The sequence below is a fragment of the Paenibacillus radicibacter genome (genome assembly GCF_024721995.1).
Classification (GTDB): domain Bacteria; phylum Bacillota; class Bacilli; order Paenibacillales; family NBRC-103111; genus Paenibacillus_AM; species Paenibacillus_AM radicibacter.
On record NZ_JANQBC010000015.1, the window covers coordinates 29,533 to 48,191 of the forward strand.

Annotated in this window: 20 protein-coding genes; 14 read left to right on the forward strand and 6 right to left on the reverse strand. The window is 42.6% G+C overall.

The window, feature by feature from the left end:
* Together NV379_RS23215 and NV379_RS23220 are read left to right on the forward strand one after the other, a co-directional pair.
* Positions 1-1,773 (forward strand): sensor histidine kinase, encoded by a 1,773-nt coding sequence (locus NV379_RS23215; protein WP_258209830.1) that lies wholly within the window; start codon positions 1-3, stop codon positions 1,771-1,773.
* The gene (locus NV379_RS23220; protein WP_258209722.1) at positions 1,766-2,746 is read left to right on the forward strand and encodes a substrate-binding domain-containing protein; all 981 of its coding nucleotides are present in this window, start codon (positions 1,766-1,768) and stop codon (positions 2,744-2,746) included. Before NV379_RS23215 ends, NV379_RS23220 begins: the two co-directional genes overlap by 8 nt.
* Positions 2,747-3,055: 309 nt before the next feature.
* On the opposite strand, the gene NV379_RS23225 is transcribed toward NV379_RS23220, so the two are convergent.
* The 3 genes from NV379_RS23225 to mgrA all read right to left on the reverse strand — a co-directional run bounded on the left by NV379_RS23225 (position 3,056) and on the right by mgrA (position 6,450).
* On the reverse strand, positions 3,056-4,249 hold the full coding sequence (locus NV379_RS23225; protein WP_258209723.1) for an ornithine--oxo-acid transaminase: 1,194 nt from the start codon (positions 4,247-4,249) through the stop codon (positions 3,056-3,058).
* A gap of 160 nt (positions 4,250-4,409) precedes the next feature.
* Positions 4,410-5,318 (reverse strand): arginase, encoded by a 909-nt coding sequence (gene rocF, locus NV379_RS23230; protein WP_258209724.1) that lies wholly within the window; start codon positions 5,316-5,318, stop codon positions 4,410-4,412.
* 136 nt (positions 5,319-5,454) lie between these two features.
* Positions 5,455-6,450 carry an L-glyceraldehyde 3-phosphate reductase gene (gene mgrA / locus NV379_RS23235; RefSeq protein WP_258209725.1) on the reverse strand — a complete coding sequence of 332 codons (996 nt, stop codon included), beginning with the start codon at positions 6,448-6,450 and terminating at the stop codon, positions 5,455-5,457.
* Between the two features lie 305 nt (positions 6,451-6,755).
* On the opposite strand from mgrA, the gene NV379_RS23240 reads away from it, so the two are divergent.
* The 3 genes from NV379_RS23240 to NV379_RS23250 are packed head-to-tail and all read left to right on the forward strand — an operon-like array spanning position 6,756 to position 9,887.
* A complete protein-coding gene (locus NV379_RS23240; protein WP_258209726.1) occupies positions 6,756-7,298 on the forward strand; it encodes a cysteine hydrolase family protein in 543 nt (180 codons plus the stop codon).
* Positions 7,299-7,328: 30 nt separating this feature from the next.
* Positions 7,329-8,777, forward strand: coding sequence for a nicotinate phosphoribosyltransferase (locus NV379_RS23245; protein ID WP_258209727.1), 1,449 nt, complete (start codon positions 7,329-7,331; stop codon positions 8,775-8,777).
* Positions 8,778-8,801: 24 nt separating this feature from the next.
* Complete coding sequence (locus tag NV379_RS23250; protein ID WP_258209728.1) at positions 8,802-9,887, forward strand: AI-2E family transporter; 1,086 nt, start codon at positions 8,802-8,804, stop codon at positions 9,885-9,887.
* On the opposite strand, the gene NV379_RS23255 is transcribed toward NV379_RS23250, so the two are convergent.
* The 3 genes from NV379_RS23255 to NV379_RS23265 all read right to left on the reverse strand — a co-directional run bounded on the left by NV379_RS23255 (position 9,826) and on the right by NV379_RS23265 (position 11,461).
* Positions 9,826-10,215, reverse strand: coding sequence for a hypothetical protein (locus NV379_RS23255; RefSeq protein ID WP_258209729.1), 390 nt, complete (start codon positions 10,213-10,215; stop codon positions 9,826-9,828). The genes NV379_RS23250 and NV379_RS23255 overlap by 62 nt on opposite strands.
* A 1-nt stretch (position 10,216) precedes the next feature.
* A complete protein-coding gene (locus NV379_RS23260; RefSeq protein ID WP_258209730.1) occupies positions 10,217-10,825 on the reverse strand; it encodes an ImmA/IrrE family metallo-endopeptidase in 609 nt (202 codons plus the stop codon).
* Positions 10,826-11,062: 237 nt separating this feature from the next.
* Positions 11,063-11,461 carry a helix-turn-helix domain-containing protein gene (locus tag NV379_RS23265; protein WP_258209731.1) on the reverse strand — a complete coding sequence of 133 codons (399 nt, stop codon included), beginning with the start codon at positions 11,459-11,461 and terminating at the stop codon, positions 11,063-11,065.
* A 187-nt stretch (positions 11,462-11,648) separates the two neighbouring features.
* On the opposite strand from NV379_RS23265, the gene NV379_RS23270 reads away from it, so the two are divergent.
* The 9 genes from NV379_RS23270 (at position 11,649) to NV379_RS23310 (ending at position 18,656) form a co-directional block, all read left to right on the forward strand.
* The gene (locus tag NV379_RS23270; RefSeq protein ID WP_258209732.1) at positions 11,649-12,065 is read left to right on the forward strand and encodes an ArpU family phage packaging/lysis transcriptional regulator; all 417 of its coding nucleotides are present in this window, start codon (positions 11,649-11,651) and stop codon (positions 12,063-12,065) included.
* A gap of 122 nt (positions 12,066-12,187) precedes the next feature.
* Positions 12,188-12,703, forward strand: coding sequence for an ArpU family phage packaging/lysis transcriptional regulator (locus NV379_RS23275; protein ID WP_258209733.1), 516 nt, complete (start codon positions 12,188-12,190; stop codon positions 12,701-12,703).
* Positions 12,704-12,945: 242 nt separating this feature from the next.
* The gene (locus NV379_RS23280; protein WP_258209734.1) at positions 12,946-13,350 is read left to right on the forward strand and encodes a phage tail terminator family protein; all 405 of its coding nucleotides are present in this window, start codon (positions 12,946-12,948) and stop codon (positions 13,348-13,350) included.
* A 7-nt stretch (positions 13,351-13,357) separates the two neighbouring features.
* Complete coding sequence (locus NV379_RS23285) at positions 13,358-13,534, forward strand: hypothetical protein (protein ID WP_258209735.1); 177 nt, start codon at positions 13,358-13,360, stop codon at positions 13,532-13,534.
* Positions 13,534-14,844, forward strand: a complete 1,311-nt coding sequence (locus NV379_RS23290; protein WP_258209736.1) for a phage tail sheath family protein — start codon at positions 13,534-13,536, stop codon at positions 14,842-14,844. The genes NV379_RS23285 and NV379_RS23290 overlap by 1 nt, the downstream gene beginning before the upstream one ends.
* The gene (locus NV379_RS23295) at positions 14,845-15,309 is read left to right on the forward strand and encodes a phage tail tube protein (RefSeq protein WP_258209737.1); all 465 of its coding nucleotides are present in this window, start codon (positions 14,845-14,847) and stop codon (positions 15,307-15,309) included.
* A gap of 33 nt (positions 15,310-15,342) precedes the next feature.
* A complete protein-coding gene (locus tag NV379_RS23300) occupies positions 15,343-15,753 on the forward strand; it encodes a phage tail assembly chaperone (protein WP_258209738.1) in 411 nt (136 codons plus the stop codon).
* Between the two features lie 239 nt (positions 15,754-15,992).
* Entirely contained in the window at positions 15,993-17,960 is a 1,968-nt protein-coding gene (locus NV379_RS23305) for a phage tail family protein (RefSeq protein WP_258209739.1), read from the forward strand.
* Positions 17,961-18,656 carry a LysM peptidoglycan-binding domain-containing protein gene (locus NV379_RS23310; protein ID WP_258209740.1) on the forward strand — a complete coding sequence of 232 codons (696 nt, stop codon included), beginning with the start codon at positions 17,961-17,963 and terminating at the stop codon, positions 18,654-18,656.
* Positions 18,657-18,659: the final 3 nt, after the last annotated feature.

The window sequence follows — 18,659 nt, forward strand, 5'->3', positions numbered from 1 at the left end:
ATGGGTAATCCGTTTCGTTCCAAGAGTATTCACACGAGTATCGCGATCGCATTCGCGTTCATTATCCTCTGCACCACAGCTGTACTTAGCTACAACTCCTATCGGCTCGCATCGCGTGCTGTCACCGAGAATTCACTGAACTATACAACCCAATTGATTGATCAAGTGAACACGAACATCCAGACGTACATTGATAACATGGAGAGTATATCTCAGCTTGCGCTTCGTCACGATAGTTTGAACCATTTGTTAGAGCTTGGGAACATGAACAATCCAGATGGATTAAGGCTTGAAGAGCAAATACGCAGTAACTTCCGTTCAATTGTGAGCTCGCGCAAGGACATCGCATCAATCATGTTCGTTGGGTCTAATGGTGCGATTGTCTCGGATCGGTTCAATGGAAGTGCGAAGTCCTATGAGCAGTTATCGAATCAAGAATGGTATCAGAGCGCGATCAAAGCAAAGGGTGAGGTCGTCATCTCCTCCTCGCATGTTCAGCATATTTTTCTAAAAGAATACAAGTGGGTCGTCTCCATCAGTCGGCAATTGACGAGCAGTGATGAACGCAATCAGGGCGTACTGCTTGTGGACTTAAATTACAACGTGATTAATGACTTGTGTAAGCAAATTCAGCTTGGAAATCGGGGCTATGTCTTTATTTTGGATACGAATGGCGATATGATCTACCACCCACAGCAGCAAATTATTTATACCCAGATGAAATCAGAGCCTGTTGCTTCGATCATGACTTCTAATGCCCATTCGATAACGACTAGCGAGGGTTCGGAAGAGAAGATTTATACAATTGGCACCACTGAGTTTGGTTGGAAAATAGTCGGTGTCACCTATCCCGATGAACTGCTCTCGAATAAGAAGCAGATTCAGTTGCAATCGGTCTTGTGGGGGATGGTCTGTCTCATTATCGCACTCGCAATCTCGGTTGCCTTTACATTCACATTGACCAAACCAATTAAGAATCTAGAACTTCACATGAAAAAGGTAGAGAAAGGCGACTTCGATATCGTCGTCGATATCGATAACACGAATGAGATCGGCAAGCTTGCTCGAACGTTTAACCTCATGATTCGCAAAATTAAAGACTTGATGAATCAGATTGTGGAAGAGCAAGAGATGAAGCGGATCAGTGAGCTTAAGGCTTTGCAGGCGCAGATTCAGCCTCATTTTCTATACAATACCCTAGATTCAATCATTTGGATGGCAGAGATGGGCAAGGTTGATGAGGTGGTTGAGATGACGACGGCGCTCTCCAAGCTGCTTCGCTCAAGTATTAGTAAAGGGGAAGAATTGATTCCTATTCAGACGGAATTGGATCATATTGAGAATTACTTAACGATCCAGAAGATGCGCTACCGACACAAGTTTACATATTCAATTGATGTAGACCCTGCTATTTATTCTTGTAAAATATTAAAGATCGTGCTGCAACCGCTTGTGGAAAATGCGATTTATCACGGGATCAAGAACAAGGTGGATCAAGGTCACATTCGAATTATTGGTACTCTCCATCAAGATGTGATTGAAATCAAAGTCAACGATGATGGAATTGGGATGAGCGAGGAGCAATTGGAGCAGATATCGATACCAACAAAACCACGTTCTGGTGAGAAAAGTGTCGGTGTATACAATGTGAATCACCGGATTAAGCTGTATTTTGGCGAGTCATATGGATTGTCTTATGAAAGTGAACGAGAAGAAGGAACCACTGTAACGCTTCGTATTCCGAAGATCGAAGAGGAGGAAGCACATGATTAGAACGAAGTTGAAATGGCTAATAATCGTGTGTTTGCTAGCGGGAATTGCATGGCTGACAACGGTGTTGATCGCCAAGCAGCTCAATTCTTCCAAGGATACGATTCTCTTCATCCCCAAGACGATCGATAAGAGCGTTGAGTTCTGGCAAGTATTGAATCAAGGTGTAATGGCAGCAGCCAAAGAATATGGTATGGATGTAAAAGTAACAGGGACAACGACAGAGACGGATATAGCTGGACAAATTAAGCTGCTTGAGCAAGCTATTCAGCAGAAGCCAAATTCGATTATTCTGGCTGCGACTGATTACAATCGCATTGTACCTGTAGCGAATAAGATTATTGCATCGGGTATTGATCTGATTACGGTGGATTCCGGCTTAAATGGGGGCGTATCCGAAAGCTTCATTGCGACGAATAACTACGCGGCGGGGCGTAAAGCAGGAGAGGCAATGAAGAGTGCGATTCAGTCGAACTCGACGTTAGCCATTATAAGCTTTGTTAAAGGCTCAGCGACAGCGATGGAGCGTGAGCGTGGGGTTCGAGATAGTTTAAGTGAGCAGTCTGATCTGAAAGTAACCGATACGTATTATAGTGATGGCTCACAGGAGCGGGCGTATCAGTTAACCGTTGCACTCATGAACAATCCGAGCATTGATGGGATCATTGGGCTGAATGAACCTTCAACTGTTGGGGCAGCGAAAGCGATTAAGGATCTGCAAGGGCAATCGCGTGTGAAGCTGATCGGCTTTGACAGCTCGATGGACGAACTCGCTTTTCTGGAGGAGGGCATCTTGCAGGCGATTGTGATTCAGAAGCCGTTCAGTATGGGGTATCTCGCAGTGCAGACGGCACGGCGAGTGCTACAAGGTGAAAAGGTCAGCAGCCTGATTGATACAGGTTCGGAGGTTATTACAACGGCGAACATGTACACGATGGAGAATCAGAAGCTGCTGTTTCCTTTTACGGAGAAGTAGAGGGTGTTGAAAAAGTCATGTGATCACTGCATAGAAAAGGATCACTTCCAGCCTCCGTGAAATCGTGAAATTTGAATTGAATTTATGGTGTTTTCACTCTTTCAAAGTCGGTCGCTACGCTCTTACAGTGATCCTTTTCTCCTCCGTTTATGACTTTTCAACACAGTTGGAAATGAAATACATAGAAGCGTTATCGAAGGCTGTGCTTCTTCGATAACGCTTTTTACTTTTGTATAAAGTTAAGATTGAATTATTGGCTGAAGTCGATAACTTCGGTCAATGCATGAGTCTCATTTGATTCTTTAACACCTAGGATTCAAATATGGATCTAATACGCACGAGTGCCCAGTCGAGCTCTTCCTTGGTGATAGTAAGAGGAGGAGCGAAGCGAATGGTGTGCTCGTGTGTTTCTTTGCACAGTAAACCTAAGTCTTTCAATTGCTCGCAGTAGGGGCGGGCGAGCTCGGTGAGTTCAACGCCGATGAAGAGACCTTTGCCGCGTACTGCTGAAATTTTGGCAGATTGGATTTTTTGCAGCTCGGTTAGCATGTAGCTTCCGAGTTCAGAAGAATTATCGACCAGTTTCTCTTCCTCCATGACGTTCATAGCCGCAATAGCAACGGCACAGCCCAGTGGGTTGCCGCCAAATGTTGAGCCGTGTGAGCCAGGCGTGAATGTGCCGAGAATACTAGCATCTGCGGCTACTGCTGAGATCGGGAACACACCACCGCCTAGCGCCTTGCCGAGAATGTACATGTCAGGGATAACTTGCTCCCAATCGCACGCGAATAGCTTACCCGTGCGTCCGAATCCGGTCTGGATTTCATCTGCAACGAAGAGAACATTATGCTGCTGGCACAAGTCGTAAGCATCACGTAGAAAGCCATCATATGGCATAATAATACCCGCTTCACCTTGAATCGGTTCAACAAGAAATGCTGCAGTATTTGGTGTAATTTCCTTTTTAAGCGCTTCCAAATCACCATAAGGAACAATTTTAAATCCGGGTGTAAATGGTCCAAAGCCCTTCTTATACTCATCTGATGATGAGAAAGAGGTAATGGAAAGCGTTCGTCCATGGAAGTTCCCATCGCACACTATAATTTCAGCATGATTGTCTGGTACTTGCTTCACTTCGTATGCCCAGCGACGCACTGCTTTAAGTGCAGTTTCAACGGCTTCAGCGCCTGTGTTCATCGGCAGAATCATATTCTTGCTTGTTAAACGAGAAAGTTGTGCATAGAACTCACCCAATTGATCATTATGAAAAGCACGCGAAGTGAGCGTCACCTTGTCGGCTTGATCTTTGAGAGCCTGAATAATCCGTGGATGGCGATGACCGTGATTGAGCGCCGAATAGCTGCTCAGCATATCCATGTATTTATTGCCTTCAGGATCCTCAACCCATACGCCTTCGGCTTTAGAAATAACAATTGGCAGCGGATGATAGTTATGTGCGCCATAGCTTTCAGTCTGGGCAATGATTTGTTCAGATTGGGACATCGTTGTTACCCCCTGTGTGTTTAAATGATATTGAAAGAAAAGAATGGGCCAACCTCAAAACAAAATTCTCGATTGAGACAGTGACCGGAAGAATGATTTGTCTCCGTAGCGGTCTCTAAGCGTAGTCATGAACTGATTTCAGTTTGAGTCAAAAAAAATGCTACAAAATCCGCTGTCCCATCAAGGAACAAATAAGCTCATTCGTCAGTCTGACTGTACGATTATTTGAATCGAGCAGGGGATTAACCTCTACGAACTCTGCTGAAGTGATGAGTCCTGATTCCGCCATCATTTCTAAGGCAAAATGCGCTTCGCGGTAATTCACACCACCTTGTACAGCTGTTCCCGTACCCGGAGCTTCATACGGATCTAAGCTATCGATGTCAAAGCTAAGATGAACGCCATCTGTATCCTGGCCGACAATACGCAGAGCTTCTGTAATGACGTGCGACATGCCAAGGCGATCGATATCATGCATGGTGAAGCAGGTAATACCTGATGAGCGAATCCAAGCTTTTTCCCCATCGTCTAATTGTCTAGCGCCAATGATGACAACTTTCTTCGGATCAATGTTTGATCCCTGTTGCTTAATGTGAGTTAAGAGTTCATGACCTCGCCCTAAGTTCACAGCAAGCGACATGCCATGAATATTTCCCGTTGGACTTGTATCTTCTGTATTTAAGTCGCCATGCGCATCAAACCAGATGATGCCTATGTTCTTATAATGCTGCGTTAAACCTGCAATGGTGCCAATTGCAATACTATGATCCCCACCAAGGACAAGAGGGAACTTACCTTGATCTACAATGGAAGAGACTCTAGCAGCAAGCTCCGTGTTCACTGCAACGATTTCTTGCAGGTGTTTCAGTTTAGTATGACCCGTCTCGGACGGGATTGGATCGGCTATGCTTGCAGCGACTTCGCCTTCATTTTCAAGGATTAAAGGTAGTTTGGATAAGTGGCGAATGAGACCTGCGTCAATTAATGCTTCAGGGCCTAAGTGCGCGCCAGGTCTTGCTCCTCCTAAGCCGAATGGTACACGCAGGATCGATACGATTTTGGATGACATGTGAATATGCTCCTCTCGAGTGCTTCCTTATAATATCAAGCAAATAGGATGCCAACTTCTCTTTTTGTATAAAAAATAGACAGCCATCTGTTGCTCACGGATGACTGTCTACGGAAGTTGGTCTCAAGCTTAAGTGTTATGCTTTTAGAATATCTTCAATTAAAGCGAGTTCTTCACTGGAGAAATCAAGGTTGTTGATCGTTGCTGCGCAATCTTCGATTTGCGACACTTTACTAGCACCAATGATGACGGAAGTTACTCTACCGCCACGAAGTACCCAAGCAAGCGCCATCTGTGCGAGTGTCTGATTACGGCTAGCCGCGATTTCGTTTAAGCGAATGACTTTAGTGAGTAGTTCTTCTGTTAAGTCATCGGACTTCAGGAACGGACTTTCACTTGCAGCGCGAGAATCAGTTGGAACACCGTTTAAGTAACGGTTGGTCAAGATTCCTTTTTCAAGAGGTGAGAAGGCAACAGAGCCTACCCCGTTCTCATCAAGTACATCAAGGAGTCCATCTTCTTCCACCCAACGATCAAGCATCGAGTACTTGGGTTGGTGCACAAGGCAAGGGGTACCGAGCTGCTTCAAGATTTGAACAGCTTGCTTCGTTTCTTCTGCATTATAGTTGGATAGCCCAACATACAGCGCTTTACCTTGACGGACGATCAGATCAAGTGCAGCCATCGTTTCTTCAATCGGTGTATTAGGGTCTGGACGGTGATGGTAGAAAATATCGACATAATCAAGCCCCATACGCTTTAAGCTTTGGTCAAGACTCGATACCAAGTACTTCTTGGAACCCCATTCTCCATAAGGTCCTGGCCACATGAGATAGCCTGCTTTGGTCGTGATCACCATCTCATCGCGATACCCAGCAAAGTCTTCACGCAAGATGCGTCCGAAATTCTCTTCCGCAGATCCAGGTGGTGGACCGTAGTTATTCGCTAAATCCATATGAGTAATTCCTAAGTCAAAAGCACGTTTAACCATAGCACGGCTATTCTCATAGACATTCACATCTCCGAAATTGTGCCACAGTCCAAGTGAAATCGCAGGGAGTTTAAGTCCACTTTTCCCACAGCGATTGTATTTCATCGTACTGTATCTGTCCTGACTAGGTGTATAAGACATGTTATCAAGCCTCCTAATGTATCAAACGAGAATACTTACTCTACTATTTTATCGCTAATTTCTGTAAAAGAATAGCAGGACCTTTGCCAAATCGCCTCGATTACTCGTACAATAGAAAAATAGAGTGTGTTCTCATGGCTAGATCACTACAGAAAAAAAGTAGCACTTCCGATCGCTGTTGAACTCAAGAAGATTTGGATGAGGTTTTAATGGATATTTCTTGATTTCAAAGGCGACCGCTTCGCTTCTCCAGTTGCTACTTTTTTCTTTCGTATAGCCATTTGACCACAGAGAGAGGTGTATGCATGAAAGCACTTATTGTGATTGACTATACCGTCGATTTTGTAAATGGGAATCTGCCCGTAGGTGAGCCTGGTGAGGCGATTGAAGCACGGATCGTGGAGCTCACGGAATCTTTTGTGCAAAATGGGGATTATGTTGTGATGGCAATTGATCTGCATCATGAGAATGACCCGTATCATCCAGAGACGAAGCTGTTCCCGCCACATAATATTATAGGCACTGAGGGACGCGAATTATTCGGTCAGCTAAAAGATTGCTATGATACGAATCGAAATTCGATCTATTGGATGGATAAGACGAGATACAGTGCATTTTGCGGGACAGATCTAGAGCTTCAATTAAGAAGCCGGGGTATCCACGAATTGCATCTCGTTGGGGTATGTACGGATATCTGTGTCTTGCATACGGCAGTGGATGCTTACAATAAAGGGTTTCATCTTGTGATTCACGAAGATGCAGTAGCTAGCTTTAATGAAGCTGGGCATGCATGGGCGCTCGGGCATTTTACAGGCTCACTTGGCGCGGTCGTGACGAGTAAGTCATAACGGGAAGACGATTTAAGGAGTGAAAGGCAATTGTTACACACACATAAGAACATCACACTTCATACAGACAAATACCAGATTAATATGATGTACGCGCATTGGGCGAATGGGACGCATAACAATAAGGCAGTATTCGAGGCCTATATTCGCAAACTTCCTTTTGGTAACGGATTTGCTGTGTTTGCAGGCTTGCATCGTATTGTGGAATATATCAATGATCTGTGCTTTGATGATGAAGCGATCGATTACTTGCGTCAGCAGGAAGAGAATTATGCGCCTGAATTTCTTGAGGAGCTGCGGAAGTTCCGTTTTACAGGCGATCTATATGCAGTGGAAGAGGGGACGCTTATTTTCCCGCAAGAACCGCTTATCCGTGTGGAATCTCGAATTTTTGAAGCGCAATTGGTAGAGACTGCGATCTTAAATTTCATGAACTTCCAGACACTGATTGCGACCAAAGCTTCTCGGATCAGACACGTAGCACCTGAAGATCACTTGCTAGAATTCGGTACTCGCCGTGCGCAAGAGGGTGATGCGGCAATCTGGGGTTCACGGGCTGCGTATATTGCTGGGTTTAATGCGACGTCTAATATGTTAGCAGGGATGCTCTTCGGAATTCCGACTAGTGGAACCCATGCGCATTCGTGGGTGCAAAGTCATGAGAGCGAAGAAGAAGCGTTTATGCGTTATGCGAAGGTACTTCCTGATCAAGTGACGCTGCTCGTCGATACGTACGACACGATCAAAAGTGGTGTTCCTAATGCGATTCGGATTGCCCAATATTTGAAGGAACAAGGCAAGAAGCTCAATGCGATTCGTCTGGACAGTGGTGACCTTGCGTATTTGTCCAAAGCTGCACGTTCCATGCTGGATGAAGCTGGTTTCCCTGAGGTCAAAATTGTGGCATCGAACGATCTTGATGAACATATTATTTTTAATTTAAAAGCACAAGGGGCTCGGATTGATGTATGGGGCGTAGGTACTCAGCTCATTACAGCGGCTGATCAACCATCCCTTGGCGGTGTGTATAAAATGGTTGCACGTGAGCAAGATGGTAAAATAGTGCCTACGATTAAAATTTCCGGTAATCCAGAGAAAGTGTCTGCACCCGGTGGGAAGATGCCGTATCGTCTTATGAATAAGAATACAGGGAAGGCGGAAGCTGACTATATTGCACTTGTCAGTGAAACAGATGTAGCGAGTGGCGCAAGGTTGAAGTTATTCGATCCTGTGCAGCCTTATCTCAATAAATATATCGATCATTATGAAGCGATTCCGCTGATGAAGACGATTTTCGAAGATGGTGAGCAGGTGTACGAACTACCTACTTTGGATCAAATTCGTGCTCATCATGAGGATCAGAAGCAGCAGTTCAGACTGGAATACTTGCGTAAGCTCAATCCAGAGGCACATCCTGTGCATTTAAGCTTGAAGGCTTGGACACTCAAGATGAAACTACTTAAGAAATATAAGAATTAATTTGGGTATAGAAGGGTGACTGGAATGCCACAAGGAAAATATTTTCGTGTTGGATATGGCATCATTGTTATTTTGACGATCATCTTCTTAGCATCTCAAGTGAGCTTTATATTCGCACCGATCGTGCTTATAGTCAAAACGCTGTTCTTACCGTTCATGCTTGGCGGTGTTTTCTACTATTTGCTGCGTCCTTTTGTGGACTTTTTCACGAGACGAGGGATGAACAAACCGCTGAGTATCTTACTTATTTTCCTGTTGCTTGGCGGCTTGATCGGCTTTGGTGGAACGAGGCTTGTGCCTGTTCTACAGACGCAATTAAATAACTTAATTAACAACATTCCGCAAATCGTCAAGCTTGCCAAAGATCAAGTGTCAGCGCTGCAATCCAATGCATATTTATCCGATTACTTTGTGCAGTATCAAGTGGATTGGTCGTCCAAGATTTCCGAGTATGCGGACAGCATCATATCCAATGTAGGTTACGCCCTGAATACAGCGATGGGTTTTATGTCCAACGTTGTAGTGCTGCTCTCAACAGTACCTTTTATTCTGTACTATTTGTTAAAAGAAGGTCACCGCGTTCCGCAAGTTGTTATGCATATCTCACCAGATCGACATGATGAAGAGGCGAAGCTTATTTTACAAGAGATGGACAGTGCCCTAAGCAGTTATATTCAAGGTAAAATTCTTGTGAGTTTCTGCGTCGGTGTGCTGATCTATATCGGTTATCTCATTATCGGGATCGAATATTCGCTTATTCTAGCACTATCCGCGATGTTCATGAATGTGATTCCGTTCGTTGGGCTATTTATTGGAATTATCCCAAGTGTCGTTGTGGCTTTTATCGATTCACCTTCGATGGTGCTGAAGATGGCGATTGTCGTTATTGTTGCGCAGCAGATCGAGAGCAATTTCCTATCCCCGCAAGTGATGGGTAAGAAAATGGATATTCACCCGCTCACGATCATTCTGCTGCTCATTGTGGTCGGTAGTTTCAGTGGGTTACTTGGGATGTTCATGGCAGTTCCCGCATATGCAGTTGTGAAAGTTATTGTCGTTCACATGTACCGGTTGTATGTGCTTCGCAAGAAGCAGTCGGCTGCGAGCTAAGCACTTCTTCAATATCGCATAGACGGATGAGCAGGGTAGTGATCTCATCCGTGCTTGCGATATTGTTATGTCTAGCTTGAACATGCTGTAAGTCAACGCCGATCTCGTTCGGTTTGTCGCTGTGGATCGTTAGGTCACTCAGTAGAATGCTTATCGAAAATACATCTTCGTCTAATTCATTGATCGTATGTATGTGTTTAGGTGTATCTAGCGGGATGTATAAGTAAGGGGTTGACCAGTTGAGTTCACCAGTATGAAATTGAACACTCAGTAGAAAAGGGACAATCTGATCATCGTGAAAATCACCATATAACGTGTAGACTGGCATGTTAATTCGCTCCTTTACGACGTAATTGATCACTTAATTGATTCATAATGATATGGGTCGATGCTGACCAATTCGCTGCATCATATTTTTGCATATCGGAGTTAAATTTATTACGTACTTCTTGATCCAGTATGCCTTGTAAAACCCTACGTTGAATCTGTTCTAATCTGCGCTGTGCAAGTGCGTGTGTAACTCGGAACTCGGTTGCGATGAGATCTATAATTTCTTGCTGGGTCTGTGGTAGTTCTAATTGTCTGAACATTGAATAGGGTATGGCTGCGTATAATTGGAACGTATTCGCCTCCAGTTCCTGCTTGTCCATGAAATCCTCGGACATCTCCACCTGATTGCCTGAATGCCGAAGTACATGACACAACTCATGTAGAAAATCCTCCCATTGCTCTTGCGGCGTTATCCGCCGATCCACACATATACTATACACCCCGTTTCGATCTATCGCTTGGCTGCCCATCTCCATGAAATATACCCATATATTTAATCTCTGTGCAATTTCAAGAATGTCGAGCTGGCTCGGCTGCGTAATATGAATACGCTTGTACATATCCTCCACCCAATGTTCTAATGGCGTAAGACGATAGTGACGCTGCATAAGACACCTCATTTTTACGAATATATGTTCGTTTTTTAGTTGAAAAGAAAAGCCCGAAGGCTTGTTGTGGGGGATATGTTATTTAAAAAGTAAGCCCACTACGAATCAAGAAAGCACTTCCGGTCGCTGTCTCAATCGTAAATTTTGAATTGATATAATTGTATTTTTACGATTTCAAAGGCGAACGTTACACTCCTCCAGTTGCTTTCTTGCTTCTCCGTTTTACTTTTTAAATAACTATTCCCCTTGTATGTCACCGGGTTTACGGTTCTTTTCATTCTGCTTAATAAACTCCCAGAAGCGAAGCATCTCCTCTTGGCGTTCTTTCGGAGCGTTCTTAAAGTCTTTGAAGAAGACGTTGATCTCTGGATCGTTAGATAGATCGTCCATAGAATCTGCGCCTATGTTTGCGCTATTCACATGCTGCTCTTCGGATTCACCGAATAAATAATCCATCGAGACGTTGAACGCCTTGCTGATCTTCTGCAAGGTTTCTTTGCGTGGAATGCGTGCTTTGTCTTCTGACTCGTAACCGGCAATGGTCGATCTCGAAACCCCAAGAAGCTCCGCAGCCTGATCTTGCGTCATATTCACATTTTCTCTAAGTTGCTTAAACCTCTGGGCAAAAGTCGACATTTGTATCACCACCGGAACAATTTGTAACTATTATACCATAATTGTTCCGTTAATGAACGTTATTATTCGGAACATCACTCTTGATTTTGTTCCGTTAAGGAACTATACTAAAAACAATTAATACGTTCCTTAACGGAACAATCTTATGGATGAGGTGAATATTATGGGAAAACTACCTTTTAGCATGATGACTATAGATAAAGCAGCAACACGCAAGAGAGTTGAAGAAGCACTAGAGACGGTGCGTGTGTACAAGCGTATTGGTTTTGTAAGACAAGAGGTGAAGACTACCCAGTCCTATGAAGCGCGCTATCACGGGAACACGAATACAGTGAACAAATCAACGGAACGCGTAGCTGTTGCGAATGTGGATGGTGAGGAGCGTTTGCGTGAATGGACAAGCAATGTGGAGCGTGCTGTGCAGCAACTCGATCAGAAGGAACGGAATATTATCGAGCGTAGATACTTAGAAGAAGATCCGGATTATGATTTCATGCTTTGTCATGAACTTAATATGAGTGAGCGTACATATCGAAGAGTGAAGGCAAAAGCATTCGAGAAACTGGCGTATATGTTGAGGTTGGAGGTTGTGGTGGAAGAGTGATCATGACCGATTCTTGACCGGAAAATGGCCGCTAGATGGCACTTTGCTTGGGAGTATGTGTGATATATTGGTAATATAGAAAAATAAGTAATAGAGACAAACTTTAAATTTCCCACTTACAAATGAGTCAGAAAAGGGGTGATGATTTGGGAAGTTTGTTGTTTCAATTAATAGGAATTGACAAAGCAGCTACACGTAAAAAAGTTGAAGAAGTATTAGAATCCGCACGTATTTATCGGCAAATTGGATTTATTCGTAAAGAGATCCAAACGACGAGATCATACGAAGCGCGTTATCATAGTGATACGCATTCTATTAATAAGGCAACAGAAAATGTTGCGATATCCAATGTGGATGATGAAGAACGTCTTCGCTACTGGACGGAAAATGTGGAGCGAGCCGTACAACAATTAAACACCAAAGAGCGCGATGTAATTGAAAAAAGATATTTGGAACCAGATCGAGAATATGACTTCCTACTCTGTCATGAGTTAGGCGTAAGCGAACGTACATATCGCAGAATTAAATCACATGCAATTGCTAAGCTTGCTTTTATGCTCAGTTTAGAAGTTAGTAAGGATGAGCATGAGCCTGAAAAGTATAAAAAAGAAAATGCCTGTATGATGGCAACCAAGTAACAGAGGTTAATAGTCTCATTAATACCCATCGGTGTTAGAGGGGTTAAATAGAAATTGTAAGAGACGTGATGAACGTCTCTTTTTTTATGGGATTTATATCTGCTATTAAGGGAGGTGATGAAATAGAAATGATGATTAGAGCTCCTAATTGGTTGACCGAATGTTGGCCGCACGATGGCCGTTCATTCTTACTATCCAGTGATATATTGGTAATGTAGAAGAATGAGGTAAGGATGGTGAATATGGATTATATAAGCATTCGAGATCATGTAATGAAGGCAATACAAGCTGGGTATCCAAGTGCAGGGGTATATGGAGAAGAGATTGATCAAGTTTTTAAGAGTGGAGATTTCTTGGTTAAACTTGTGGAAGGTGAGCATTCACGAGAATTAGGCAGGCGTTATAAGCGAACGAATCGGCTGGATATTTCCTATTATCATGCAAACAATGCTAAAGCTTTAAAAGTCGCTGAGTCGCTGACAGAAATTCTGGAATACATCACGATTAACAAAATTTTATATCGAAGTACAGGAATGAAGCACGTATTCAATGCGAATGTGCTTCATTTTTATTTGAACTACAACTACTTTGTTATGAAGAACGAAGTATCAGAACCCACAATGAACACATTAAAGATGGAGGGATAATTCCACAATGAAAAAAGCACGAATTGAAAAAGCACAAACGTATACGAAGCAGCAATTTGCAGAGTCACAACAATTTAGTCCACTAAAAAAAGATGTGCTGCAAGCGTTATTAGAAGATAAAGAATACACGATTGAACAAGCTTACCAAATCATTGAACAATTTGAACAAGGGGTGGTGCTGTAATGGCTGGAGGTACATGGGAAACACAGAACAAAGTTCGACCAGGGGTATATATTAATGCAATTAGTGAACCGAAACCACTAGGAGCGGTAGGAGAACGTGGAGTTGTAACGATGGCTGTACCACTAAGTTGGGGAGAAGTTAAGAAAGTTGTTTCGTTAACGGCAACGGATAATTTCCAGCAAATTCTTGGGTTTAATCTAACAGATCCGCAGTTGGTGCTTCTAAACCAAGCTTTGAAGCGCGCTCAAACCGTTCTATTATACCGACTTAATGAAGGAACGAAAGCAACTGTAACGAGTGGTAGTGCAACCTTTACAGCGCGTTATAGTGGTACTCGAGGCAATGATATTACGATGGTCGTTCGCAAGAATATGGATCAATCGGATAAATGGGATGTTCAGACGCTAGTTTCAGGCGAAGTGATGGATGTACAGACTGTATCGAATGCTTCAGATATTAAATCCAATGGTTGGGTTGTTTGCTCTGGTGAGCTCGCTGCAACAGCAGGTACACCGCTAGTTGGTGGTACAGACGGAACGGTTACGAATCAGGATCATACCGATTATTTATCAGCAATTGAGGTACATAACTTTAACGTAATGGCCTTAACGAGTACAGATCAGACACTTAAATCGGTCTATGTTAATTTTACAAAACGTCTTAGAGATGTTGAAGGCCGCAAGATTCAGCTCGTACTTGAAAACTATCCACAAGCGAACCATGAAGGTGTAATTAGTGTGAAGAATGGTGTCATTCTAAGTAATGGTACGAAGCTTGCAGCTCATGAATGTGTAGCGTGGGTGTCAGGTACGACTGCAGGAGCTTCTGTGAATCAATCACTTACCTATCAAGTATACGACGAGGCTGTTGATGTCTCTCCGAAATATACGAATGCCCAAATTGAAGCAGCGCTACGAGCCGGGGAGTTCGTGTTTACACAAATCAAGGGCAGAGCAGTTGTTGAACAAGATATTAATACGTTAACAAGCTATACACCTAAGAAGAACAAGACTTTTTCCAAGAATCGTGCTTTAAGAGCACTTGATGGACTAGCCAATGATTTCAAACGGATTTTCGAAGATTACTATATCGGTAAGGTAGATAACAATCCAGATGGTCGTAATTTGTTTAAGAAAGAGTGCATCAATCAAGTCGAGCTGTATCAAGGAATGAATGCCATTCAAGATTTTAACTCACAGACGGATGTTGTTGTCATGGAGGGCGAAGAGATTGATGGTATCTATGTGGAGCTAGCAGCTAAGCCGGTTGATTCCATTGAGAAAATTTATATGAAAGTGAGAGTGAAATAGATGGCTTATTTAATGGCGAAAGACACGATTTCTGGCCAGGAGGCAAGAGCGTACGCTACGATCAATGGCAGAGTAGAAGAACTGTTCTATGCGAAGAAAATCGAGGCGAAAGTAAAGAAGAATAAGAAGTCCATGAAGACTCTTGGTAAACGTGGTTCTCAGAACAAGGCGAATGGTTTTGAAGGAACAGGGAGTATGACGATTTATTATGTGACCTCTCTCTTCCGTCAACTCATGCTTGATTACATGAAAACAGGTAGAGATACGTACTTTGATCTACAAATCGTCAATGAAGATCCAGCTTCAAGTATTGGCAAACAGACTGTAGTTATTAAGGGTGTCAATCTAGACGAAGTGACGCTAGCAAGCTTTGATGTTGAATCCGAAGCACTTGAAGAAGAACTCGCATTTACATTCGACGATGCAGATATTCTAGATCAATTTGGTAAACCAGTTCTCGGCTAATAAATTTATTAACGAAGGGAAGTAAACAATTCCATGTCAACTTTACAAGATTTTTTGAATGCTAATCCAGTGGATAATTTAACAGAAGAGGTCCTGATTTCAGATCGATTTAAAAGTGCAGATGGTAAGCTTTATACATTTAAAATTAAGGCAATGACGAGCAGTGCATTTGAGAGCGTAAGGAAGAAGTCCATGGTCGTTCGTAAGGGCGGAAAAGTAGAATTGGATATGGAAAAATTCAATAACAGTATCGTTATTGGGCATACGCTTGAGCCAGATTTTAAAGATGCGAAGAGTCTAGAGAAGTCAGGCTGTCTGAATCCAGAAGACTACATGAACAAAGTACTGCTTTCCGGTGAAATTGCAGAGTTAAGTGAGCGAATTCAGAATCTATCTGGTTTTAATAAGAAAATGGAAGACTTGGTCGAGGAAGCAAAAAACTAATTCAGGAGGGTGATAGTGAGTCGAATTATGCTTACTATGTCCTCCACAAGTTTCGTAAATTTCCGTCTGAGTTCTTGGATTTATCACGTGAGGAAAAAGCTTTTATTATCGCTGCAATCGATATTCGTATTGCGGCAGAGAAGAAGGCAGCGAAAAAATAGAGTAGTTTTTTAGAAAATAGGTTTGATATAAGGCGCCTTTGAGGGCGTCTTTTTCATTCCTAGAAAGGAGATACCGATATGGCAACAGTAACAGCTTCCATAAAATTAATGAGTGGAATGGATGGATCACTCAAGAGTATCGCCAGAGGCATGAATTTTCTCGTCAATGCGATGGACAAACTACAGTCTTCATTTGAGAAAAGTGTGAGAGTTGACGAACGATTAGTTGCAAGCAATAACAGACTAATTGCATCGCAAAACAACCTACGCGACTCCATGAGGAAAGTAGCTGAACCACCCAAACAGAGTAGTAAGTCATCTGATGAGGGAGCTAAAGGGAAGAATCCTATTTGGGGTACGCTTAAAAGTATTATGGATGAGAAAAAAAATTCTGATAAAATCCAGAAGTTTGCGAGTGAAGCCTTCAAGGGTGCCATGGAGCAAATTGCAGTTGAGGATACGTTTAAGGGGCAAACCAAAGATCCTGCAGTCGGGAGTGCAATGTTCGAGAAATTTAAGTCGGAAGCCATAAGTTCCGGAGCAGATGTTAAAGAATATCTACAAAGCACGTTATCGTTCTTTCCTAAGACACAGAATACAGATCAACTTTCTAAGCTAAATGGATTCGCGACACGCTTAGCTGCTTTTGATGGATCAGGTGGTGGAGTAAAGGGTGGCGCTAAGGTAATAAATGATGCGATGTCAGGTGATGCGGCTGGACTTACTGGGAAATTCAATATGTCTAAAAAGGATATTGATTCTTCTAAAATTGAAAGTTTAGGGAAGTCAGGTGATATTGATGGCTTCATCAAAGCTTTCGATGAACTTCTCGAAAAGCAGAAGATGAGTGAGAAAGCGGCTCAAACCATGCTTGCAAGTCCAGTTAAACAAGCCGAAATGCTCGGTAATAACCTGAAATCTGCGTTAGATAATGTGGGTATGGATGCAGCGCAGGGATTAGCACCGTTACTTTCTAAACTAAATGAGGATTTTCAAGCAGGTAAATTTCAGGCATTTTTTGACGGATTAAACCAGGGATTATCGTTGTTTGCTAGTATTCTAGTAGATATATATAAAGATGTAACTTATATTTCTAATTTCATTTCAAATAATTGGACAATTATTGGGCCGATCATTTGGGGGTTAACAACAGCAGTAGCAATCTTTACTGCAGCTTTAGCAATTAAAACTACGGTTTTATGGGCTTTAGCTGGTGCATGGATGACGCTAAACACTATTATGAAAGCCAATATTTTTATATTAATTATTTCTGTCATTATTGGTTTAATCGTCTGGTTCTATAAACTATGGGAAACGAATGATAATTTTGCGGCGGGTTTGATGCGAGGATGGAACGCTATTATGAACTTTTTTGATGGCATACCTGCTTGGTTTTGGGTAATGTATGAAGCGTTGTTGCAGTCTCTTTTAGACTGGGCATCTAACTATTCAAAGATTTTTGAAAATGTAATAAATTTTATTATTTCTGGTTTGAATAAGATAATGAGTTTAATTAATAAGCTCACAGGTACATCATTTTCAATTGAAACTACATTTGATTTTGATGATTTCTCTACTCAAGCACTTAATTATGCGAAGGGGAAGAAAGAAGAAGAGTACGCACGAGTAGCAGCTAACAAGGCACAACGTGAACAAGAAGTGCAAGATATGTATAGCAGCCGAGCAAATAAAAGAGCTGCTGAAGAAGCTGCTAAAGCCCAAAAGGATGCAGATGCGAATAGTCTGATGGACAAATGGAATGCGAAGCAAGTTCCTTCTATAGCTCCTACTACAGTTCCTAATATCGGTCGTGTGGATGAGGTGGGTAAGATTGAAGATTCAGTGGATGTGTCTAGTGAAGATCTGAAGTTAATGCGTGAGCTAGCAGATATCCAAAGCATTCAGAACTTTGTCTCGCTTACACCAACCGTCTCTATGACAACAGGTAATATTAACAACGGATATGACGTGGATACGATTATTTCGCGTATCACAAAGTCACTGGAGGAGGAAGTTGCTTCATCGGCTCAGGGGGTGTTTAGTTAAATGGAGTATGGGATATGGTTAAGTTTTAACAATCAAGAAGAAGGATTTCAGATTCCAATTAATCCAGAGTCACTTGAAATTAGTGAGAGTGGTAGTGGGGAGACGTATGACATCGGTGCAATAGGAGAAATCAATGTCATCAAGAGTCCGCAACTGGCGGAATATAAATTTCAAGGGATTTTTCCAGCGATGAACTATCCGTTTGTAATAACTAAATTTCTCTTAAAGCCTATGCAATATGTTGGATACATTAAAAAGTGGATGGGGACTAGGCGTCCAATTCGATTTGTGTATATTGGTACCAACTCCTATCTGAACGGTGAAGGGAAAACAATCTCAGAAGTCAATGAAGCCGTTAGTATTGAAAAGTTTGACTGGAACGAAGTTGCGGGTTCACCTGGAGATATCGAATACTCGATCACCCTTAAGAAGTATGTGTTCTACGCAGCTAAGAAGGCTGTTTATACAGAAAATAAAAACACAGGCGAACTAGAAGCGCAGCAGCAAAGCCCAGAGCGCCCAAGTGATAAGCAACAACCGAAGACCTATACATTAGTTGCAGGAGATAATCTCTCCAAAGTTTCTAAGAAGGTGCTGGGGGATGATTGGAAATGGCCAGAAATCCAGAAACTTAATGGGATTACAGATGCACAGCTCAAAAATCTTCAAATCGGTATGGTGCTCAAGATGCCGTAAGGA

Coding starts and splice junctions, on each gene's coding strand:
- NV379_RS23220 (WP_258209722.1), top strand. CDS start 1,766: ATGATTAGAACGAAGTTGAAATGGCTAATAATCGTGTGTTTGCTAGCG.
- NV379_RS23310 (WP_258209740.1), top strand. CDS start 17,961: ATGGAGTATGGGATATGGTTAAGTTTTAACAATCAAGAAGAAGGATTT.
- rocF (WP_258209724.1), bottom strand. CDS start 5,318: ATGTCATCCAAAATCGTATCGATCCTGCGTGTACCATTCGGCTTAGGA.
- NV379_RS23275 (WP_258209733.1), top strand. CDS start 12,188: ATGAGTCAGAAAAGGGGTGATGATTTGGGAAGTTTGTTGTTTCAATTA.
- NV379_RS23255 (WP_258209729.1), bottom strand. CDS start 10,215: ATGCCAGTCTACACGTTATATGGTGATTTTCACGATGATCAGATTGTC.
- NV379_RS23270 (WP_258209732.1), top strand. CDS start 11,649: ATGACTATAGATAAAGCAGCAACACGCAAGAGAGTTGAAGAAGCACTA.
- NV379_RS23250 (WP_258209728.1), top strand. CDS start 8,802: ATGCCACAAGGAAAATATTTTCGTGTTGGATATGGCATCATTGTTATT.
- NV379_RS23295 (WP_258209737.1), top strand. CDS start 14,845: ATGGCTTATTTAATGGCGAAAGACACGATTTCTGGCCAGGAGGCAAGA.
- NV379_RS23240 (WP_258209726.1), top strand. CDS start 6,756: ATGAAAGCACTTATTGTGATTGACTATACCGTCGATTTTGTAAATGGG.
- NV379_RS23265 (WP_258209731.1), bottom strand. CDS start 11,461: ATGTCGACTTTTGCCCAGAGGTTTAAGCAACTTAGAGAAAATGTGAAT.
- NV379_RS23260 (WP_258209730.1), bottom strand. CDS start 10,825: ATGCAGCGTCACTATCGTCTTACGCCATTAGAACATTGGGTGGAGGAT.
- NV379_RS23280 (WP_258209734.1), top strand. CDS start 12,946: ATGGATTATATAAGCATTCGAGATCATGTAATGAAGGCAATACAAGCT.
- NV379_RS23225 (WP_258209723.1), bottom strand. CDS start 4,249: ATGTCCCAATCTGAACAAATCATTGCCCAGACTGAAAGCTATGGCGCA.
- NV379_RS23305 (WP_258209739.1), top strand. CDS start 15,993: ATGGCAACAGTAACAGCTTCCATAAAATTAATGAGTGGAATGGATGGA.
- NV379_RS23300 (WP_258209738.1), top strand. CDS start 15,343: ATGTCAACTTTACAAGATTTTTTGAATGCTAATCCAGTGGATAATTTA.
- NV379_RS23290 (WP_258209736.1), top strand. CDS start 13,534: ATGGCTGGAGGTACATGGGAAACACAGAACAAAGTTCGACCAGGGGTA.
- NV379_RS23215 (WP_258209830.1), top strand. CDS start 1: ATGGGTAATCCGTTTCGTTCCAAGAGTATTCACACGAGTATCGCGATC.
- NV379_RS23285 (WP_258209735.1), top strand. CDS start 13,358: ATGAAAAAAGCACGAATTGAAAAAGCACAAACGTATACGAAGCAGCAA.
- mgrA (WP_258209725.1), bottom strand. CDS start 6,450: ATGTCTTATACACCTAGTCAGGACAGATACAGTACGATGAAATACAAT.